Raw genomic sequence first — 7,195 nt, 5'->3', positions numbered from 1 at the left:
GGCCCGCCCCGCGGCCCGCACCCCCCGCCCCGCCCCCGCGCCGGCCGGGGCGGGCGGGGGGGGGGGGGCCCCCGGGGCGCGGCGTGGGGGGGGGGGGGGGGGGGGCGCGGGCCCGAAGGAAGTCCCGTGCCCTCACGCTCCGTTTCCCCCGGCTCCGCCGACACCCCGTCAGCACCCTTCACGGGAGCACGTTTTCGGCCGCGCCGGCGGATCGTCCCGGCGGGCAGGGAATGTTCGATGGGTCGACCGCGTGGGCCCGACCTGCGTACTCCTGTGCGAATGCGCCGGGAGGCGCGCGGCAGCCGGCGCGGCGGGATCGGAACGCCGCTCATCAATTCCTGTCCGAATCATTGACGCGCCCGAAGCACCTCCGTAACTTGTGCCAGCAAGCGCTTACTTGAAACGATTCATGCAGGCGGCGTCGACGTTGCGGGGAGGCCTGGCAGTGGGGAACAACGGGAGTGTCGAGAGGCGGACGGTGCTCAAGGCGGCCGGAGCCTCGGTGGCCGCGCTGGGGCTGGCCGCGACGACCGGCTGCGGTGGGGGCGAAAGCGGCGCCGGGGACGGGACGGTGACGATCCGTTACGCCTGGTGGGGTGCGGACGAGCGGGCGAAGCGGATCAACCGGTCCATCGCGCTCTTCGAGAAGAAGTATCCGAAGATCAAGGTGCAGACGGACTTCCAGGATTATGCGGCCTTCTGGGAGAAGTTCCAGACGCAGGCCGCCGGCGGAAATCCGCCGGACGTATTCCAGAACGCCGTCGGATTTCTGCGGAAGTACGACAAGCGCGGGATCCTGCTCGACCTCAAGTCCCAGATAGACGCCGGAAATCTCAGTCTGAAAGGCTTCCGTGCCGGAGTCGAGAAGGTCGGTCAGGTCGACGGAAAGCAGCTCGGAATTCCCGTCGGATCCAACACCATGTCACTTGTCATAGACGAGAAGGTGTTCGAGAAGGCGGGCATCACGCCGAAGCGGGGCTGGACCTGGGACGAGTACTTCGCCGCGCTCAAGAGGATTCACGACACGCAGAAGGTGGCGGGCGACACCGGCTACTTCAGCATCATGTACCTGTACGACCTCTACCTCCGGCAGAACGGCAAGGCGTTCTTCACGGAGAACGGACTCGGTTTCGACGAGACCGACCTGACGGAGTGGTGGACCGACGGCTACAACCGAGTGAAGGCCGGCATCATCACCGATCCCAAGCGGGTCGAACAGGACAAGCCCAAGTCCTCCCTCTCGGCGGGCCACGCGGCCTCCGAGTTCACATGGGACAACTTCACCGTCCGTTATACGGCCGAGGGCGACAGCAGTTACGGTCTGGCGCCGATCCCGACGACCGATGGCAAACAGACCGGCCAGTACCTCGCCTCGCTGATGCTCAGCGCTTCCGCACACACGAAACACCCCAAGGAAGTCGCCCAGTTCATCGATTTCATGGTCCACGACCCCGGAGTCGGCAAGATCATGGGTTACGACCGCGGGATCCTCGCCACTACCGAGCAGTTCGACGCGTTCCAGCCCTCCGACGCCCCCAGCAAGGCCATCGCGCGGTACGAACAGGACGTCACCGCGGCCGGTGTGCTCGGGGCGATCACTCCGCATCCGGCGGGCGCCGACACCGTCGAGGCAGCCTTCCTGCGCGTCGGCGGCGACATGTCGCAGGGCACCACCAAGGTCTCCGACGCGGTGAAGCAGTTCTTCTCCGAGGCGAAGACCGCCCTCGCCGTCTGATGGGAACCGCCGTGACGCTCGTCAAGGACTTCCCGCCCGGTGCGGCACAGCCACGGCTCGCTGCCCCCGGCGTCGCCGGGCGGCGGCGACGTGGGGAGAATCTCGCCGGCTATCTCTTCATGTCGCCCTGGATCGCGGGCTTCCTGCTGCTGACCGCGGGCCCGATGGCCGCCTCCCTCTACTTCGCCTTCACCGACTACAACCTCTTCGACGCGCCGCGGTGGATCGGCTTCGACAACTTCACCACCATGTTCGACGACCCCCGGTGGCAGAAGTCCGTCGAGGTGACGGCCAAGTACGTCGTCATCGGTACGCCGCTCAAGCTGCTGCTGGCGCTCGGGGTGGCCCTGTTCCTCGCGCGGAGCCGCCGAGGCCAGGCCTTCTACCGGGCCGCGTTCTACGCCCCGTCGCTGATCGGCGCGAGCGTCTCGGTCGGCTTCGTCTGGCGCGCGCTGTTCTCCGACGACGCCGTCGTGGACCGTACACAGTCCTTCCTCGGCTTCCCCTCGGGAGGCTGGGTCGGCGATCCGGACCGGGTGCTCTACAGCCTGGTGGCCCTCACCGTCTGGCAGTTCGGCGCCCCGATGGTCATCTTCCTGGCCGGGCTCAAACAGGTGCCGAAGGAGCTGTACGAGGCGGCGGAGGTGGACGGCGCGGGACCGCTGCGCAGGTTCTGGAGCATCACGCTGCCGATGATTTCCCCGGTGCTGTTCTTCAACGTGCTCCTGGAGACGATCCACTCGTTCCAGATCTTCGGTTCGGCCTACGTGGTCTCCAACACCACCTGCGGACCGGCCGACGCCACGCTCGTCTACACCTGCTACCTCTACCAGAAGGGCTTCAGGGAGTCCCAGATGGGCTTCGCCTCCGCCATGGCCTGGATGCTGCTCCTCGCCGTCGCGCTGGTGACGGCCGTCCTCTTCTGGTCGCAGAAGCGCTGGGTGCACTACGAGGAGGACGCCCGATGAGCGGCTTCACCGGCCGGGCGACCGGCTCCGGCACCCTGGACACCCCGGGTCGCGCCCCGGGACACGCACGGACGCCGGGGCGCGGACGTGCCGGCTCGCTCGCCTGGCACATCGGGGCCCTGCTGATCCTCGGGGTCGTCCTCTACCCCGTGCTCTGGGTCGTCGGCGCCTCCTTCAAGCCGAGCCGCGAGATCATCGGCAGCCTGGAGCTCTTCCCGGCCGGCCCGATCCTGGCCAACTTCGAGGGACTGGCGGACGGGATCGCCGACATCTCGATCGCCACCTTCTTCCAGAACTCCCTCTTCTACGCGCTCGGTTCCGTCGCCGGCATCCTGATCTCCTGCTCGCTGACCGCGTACGCCTTCGCCAGGATCCGCTTCGCCGGGCGGAACGTGCTGTTCTCGCTGATGATCGGCACGCTCCTGCTCCCGTATCACGTGCTGCTCATCCCGCAGTACGTGATGTTCCAGAAGGCGGGGCTGGTCAACACCTATGTGCCGCTGCTGCTCGGCAAGTACCTGGCCACCGAGGCGTTCTTCGTCTTCCTCATGGTGCAGTTCATGCGGAACCTGCCGCGCGAACTGGACGAGGCGGCACGGCTCGACGGCTGCGGGCATCTGCGGATCTACTGGTCGATCGTGCTGCCGCTGTGCCGCCCGGCCCTCGTCACCAGCGCCATCTTCACCTTCATCAACGCCTGGAACGACTTCATGGGCCCGCTGATCTACCTCAACGAGCCCGGCAAGTACACGGTCTCGCTCGGCATGATGATGTTCCGCGACCAGGAGGGGGTCGCGAACTACGGCGGCATGATCGCGATGTCGCTGGTGGCGCTGCTGCCCGTGCTCCTGTTCTTCCTCGCCTTCCAGCGGTATCTGATCGACGGCATGGCGACCTCGGGACTGAAGGGCTGAGCATGACCGTCACCCAGCCGAGGGCCCGTGCCGGGGCGAAGGCCCGCCGGACGCCCCGCGAGTCCGTCCTCGCCGAGCGGTTCGCCCTCTTCGCGGAGTGCCTGCTCACCGGTGTGTGGATCGCGGTGGCCTCGCTGCCGCTCGTTACCGTTCCCGCCGCGTTCGCGGCCGGCGCGCGGCATCTGCGCCGGCGCTCGGCGCACGAGGGCGGCGGACGGCGGGAGTTCGTGGCCGACTTCCGGTCGGCCGTACGGGGCGGCTGGCTCGTCGGCGTCGCCGGCTGGGCCGGGGCGGCCGCCGTCCGGGTGGACGTCCAGGCCGTACGCGCCGGAATCCCCGGAGGTCCGCTCGTCGGGGCCGTCGGGCTCCTCGCGCTGATCGGGGGAGCCGTCGCGGGGCTGCGCGCGGCCGCGGTCTGGGAGCCGGGAGCCGTCTGGCGCGCGCTGCTCGCGGACGCCGGACGCCGTACCGTCCTCGATCCCGCCGGGTCCTTCCTGCTCGTCGGCGGACTGGCCGTGGTCGTCTGCTCCGCCGTTCTCGTCGCGCCGCTGGCGGTGCCCGTCCTGGGGGCCGTGGCCGCGGCGGCCGTCGCCGTCGAGGAGCGTCGCCGCCGGCGCGGCTGACCGCGCAATCCCGCGGGCCGGAGCACGAAGGGCCCGGCCCCGCTCCGTCGCACCCTCACGACTGTCATGCCCCTGACCATCCCGTAAGGAAAGGAAAGGCCATGTCGCCCCTTCCCCGCAGGTCCCTCCTCAAGGCGGTCGCCGTCGCCGGAGCCGCCACGCAGGCCGGCTGGGTCCTCGGAACCCCGAACGCGCGGGCCGCTTCGGAAGCGGAGACCGCCGACGCGGACCCCGTCGGCCTCGACTGGCTGGAGGACGGCGGCCTCGGCGCCGCCCCCGGCTCCACCGTCGGCGTGCCCTGGCCCAGAGGCGCGTTCCGGCCGGACCAGACGTTCGCGCTCACGGACGCCGACGGCAAGGCCGTTCCCGTGCAGTCCTGGCCCATCGCCCACTGGCCGGACGGATCCCTCAAGTGGACCGCCCACGCGATGAGTTCGGACGCGGGCCCACTCACGCTGACCGCAGGGGAGGCGGCCGCGCCGGAGCGGAAGGTCACCGTCACCACGAGCGGCGGGGTCGTCTCCGTCTCGACCGGGGTCATCTCCGCGAAGATCGGCAGAAGCGGCTCCGCACTGGTCAGATCCGTGACACGGGGTACGACCGAGATCGCCCGGAACGGCCGCCTCGTCCTCATCCGCAGGCCGGAGATCGAGGACGAGGACCAGGGCGCCGTGAAGGCCGAGCGCTTCGAGAGCGTGATCTCCGCGACCGAGGTCGAACAGGACGGCCCGGTCCGGGCCGTCGTCCGCGTCGACGGCAAGCACCGCAAGGGGGAGAGGAGTTGGCTGCCCTTCTCGGTCCGCCTGTACTTCTACGCGGGCGCCGACTCCTTCCGCATGGTGCACACGATCACCTTCGACGGGAAGCAGGAACCCGGGAAGAGCAGCGGGGACTTCGTGGCCGGGCTCGGCGTCCGCTTCGCCGTGCCGATGCGGGACGCCGCCTACGACCGGCACATCCGCGTCGGCGGCGACGGCACGGGCCTGCTGCGCGAGGCCGTCCAGGGTGTCACCGGACTGCGCCGTGACCCCGGAGCGGCCGTCCAGGCGGCCCAGTTCGCCGGCGAGAAGCTCGCCGACCCGTCCACCTGGGACCAGCGGGTCACCACCCGGCTCCCGTACGTCCCCCAGTGGGGCGACTACACCCTCTCCCAGCTCTCCGCCGACGGCTTCACCCTGCGCAAGCGCACTGGAAAGGGGCACGGCTGGATCGCCGCGGGCGGCGGCCGGCGCGCCTCCGGCTTCGGCTACGTCGGCGGGCCGAGCGGCGGATTCTCCTTCGGGCTGCGGGACTTCTGGGAGAAGTTCCCCGCCCAGCTCGACATCCGCGGCGCCCAGACCGACGAGGCCGAGGTCACCCTCTGGCTCTGGTCGCCCGAGGCACAGCCCATGGACCTGCGCTTCTACCACGACGGCATGGGCCAGGACACGTACGCGGAACAGCTCGAAGGCCTGAACATCACCTACGAGGACTACGAGCCGGGGTTCGGCACCCCGTACGGCATCGCCCGCACCTCCGAACTGCTCTTCTGGGCCAACGAGTCGACCCCCACACCCCAGAGGCTCGCCGAACAGATCGGCGCCGTCCGCGTGCTGCCGCAACTCGCCGCCCCGCCACGGCAGTTGATCAAGGCGAAGGTCTTCGGTCCGGGTCTCTACTCCGAACCCGACCGCTCGACACCCGCCAAGGCGAAGATCGAGGACCACCTGGACTTCCTCTTCACCTACTACAAGGAGCAGGTGGAGATGCGCCGTTGGTACGGCTTCTGGGACTACGGCGACATCATGCACTCGTACGACCCGGTCAGACACCAGTGGCGCTACGACGTCGGCGGCTACGCCTGGGACAACTCCGAACTGTCACCGGATCTGTGGCTGTGGTTCGCCTATCTGCGCAGCGGCCGCGCGGACGTCTTCCGCTTCGCCGAGGCGATGACCCGGCACACCGGTGAGGTCGACGTCTACCACCTCGGCCAGTGGGCCGGCCTCGGCACCCGGCACGGGGTGCAGCACTACGCCGACAGCGCCAAGCAGCAGCGCATCGCCAACACCACCTACCGGCGCTACTACTACTTCCTCACCGCCGACGAACGCGTCGGCGACCTCATGCGTGCCAACGTCGACTCCGACGAGACCTTCCTCGCCCTGGACCCGCTGCGCAAGATCCGCACCGAGCCGTACACACCGGACCGGCACGCGCTGTCGATCGGCTTCGGCACGGACTGGAGCGGGCTCGTCTCGGCGTGGCTGACCGAGTGGGAGCGCAAGGGGCCGCAGTGGCAGAAGGCCAGGGCGCGGGTGCTGTCGACGATGGAGACCATCGCCGCGCAGCCCAACGGATTCGTCCAGGGCTCCGGACTGTACGACCTCGACACCGGCCGGTTCGCCGTCGCCGGCGCGCCGGTGGTCGGCGTCTCGCATCTGTCCGCCGTCTTCGGCCTGAACGAGCTGTGCGCCGAACTCATCGATCTCGTCGACATGCCCGCCTTCAAGGAGGCGTACCTCGACTACTGCCGCTACTTCAACGCGACCAAGACCGAGCAGGCGGCCCGGTACGGCACCAACTTCGGCACGCTGCTGCTCTTCCAGGGCCATTCGCGCCTCGACGCGTACGCCGCCGTCCAGACGGGCGACGACCGGCTCGTCACCCGCGCCTGGGCGAAGTTCTACGGCTCCGACGGCTACACCGAGTCCTCGCCCTGGAAGACGGAGGGACTGAGCGGCCCGGTCACGCTGGTGCCGGGCAGCGAGGCCGACTGGGTCTACACGAACGACACGGCGCTCTACGGCCTCGCCGCCATCGAGAACCTGGCACTCCTCGGGGACCGGATGCCCTCATGACCGGTCCCCGGGTGACCCGCCCCTAGGTCGTGTCCGCAAAGTCTCGCCTGCCCGGCGACGCCTGGCACGCTCCCCCAAGCTCTTCGAGCAGGGGGGACCCCCACTCGCCGCACCG

At 69.5% G+C, this 7,195-nt stretch carries 5 protein-coding genes; all 5 read left to right on the top strand.

The annotated features are described in order from the left end of the window. Positions 1–445: 445 nt before the first annotated feature. The 5 genes from ACFXGX_RS42665 to ACFXGX_RS42645 all read left to right on the top strand — a co-directional run bounded on the left by ACFXGX_RS42665 (position 446) and on the right by ACFXGX_RS42645 (position 7,080). Positions 446–1,735 carry an ABC transporter substrate-binding protein gene (locus ACFXGX_RS42665; protein WP_384803713.1) on the top strand — a complete coding sequence of 430 codons (1,290 nt, stop codon included), beginning with the start codon at positions 446–448 and terminating at the stop codon, positions 1,733–1,735. Positions 1,736–1,746: 11 nt separating this feature from the next. After that, entirely contained in the window at positions 1,747–2,703 is a 957-nt protein-coding gene (locus tag ACFXGX_RS42660) for a carbohydrate ABC transporter permease (RefSeq protein ID WP_384803710.1), read from the top strand. Beyond that, positions 2,700–3,617: a carbohydrate ABC transporter permease gene (locus ACFXGX_RS42655; RefSeq protein WP_384803707.1), complete on the top strand. Its 918-nt coding sequence runs from the start codon at positions 2,700–2,702 to the stop codon at positions 3,615–3,617. The genes ACFXGX_RS42660 and ACFXGX_RS42655 overlap by 4 nt, the downstream gene beginning before the upstream one ends. Positions 3,618–3,619: 2 nt before the next feature. Then, complete coding sequence (locus ACFXGX_RS42650; RefSeq protein ID WP_384803705.1) at positions 3,620–4,240, top strand: hypothetical protein; 621 nt, start codon at positions 3,620–3,622, stop codon at positions 4,238–4,240. Between the two features lie 101 nt (positions 4,241–4,341). Continuing rightward, complete coding sequence (locus ACFXGX_RS42645; RefSeq protein WP_384803702.1) at positions 4,342–7,080, top strand: Tat pathway signal sequence domain protein; 2,739 nt, start codon at positions 4,342–4,344, stop codon at positions 7,078–7,080. Positions 7,081–7,195: the final 115 nt, after the last annotated feature.

Source organism: Streptomyces sp. NPDC059371, assembly GCF_042751995.1.
Taxonomy (GTDB): domain Bacteria; phylum Actinomycetota; class Actinomycetes; order Streptomycetales; family Streptomycetaceae; genus Streptomyces.
Note: the sequence above shows the minus strand (reverse complement) of the source record. Positions and strands in the feature narration are given on the sequence as shown.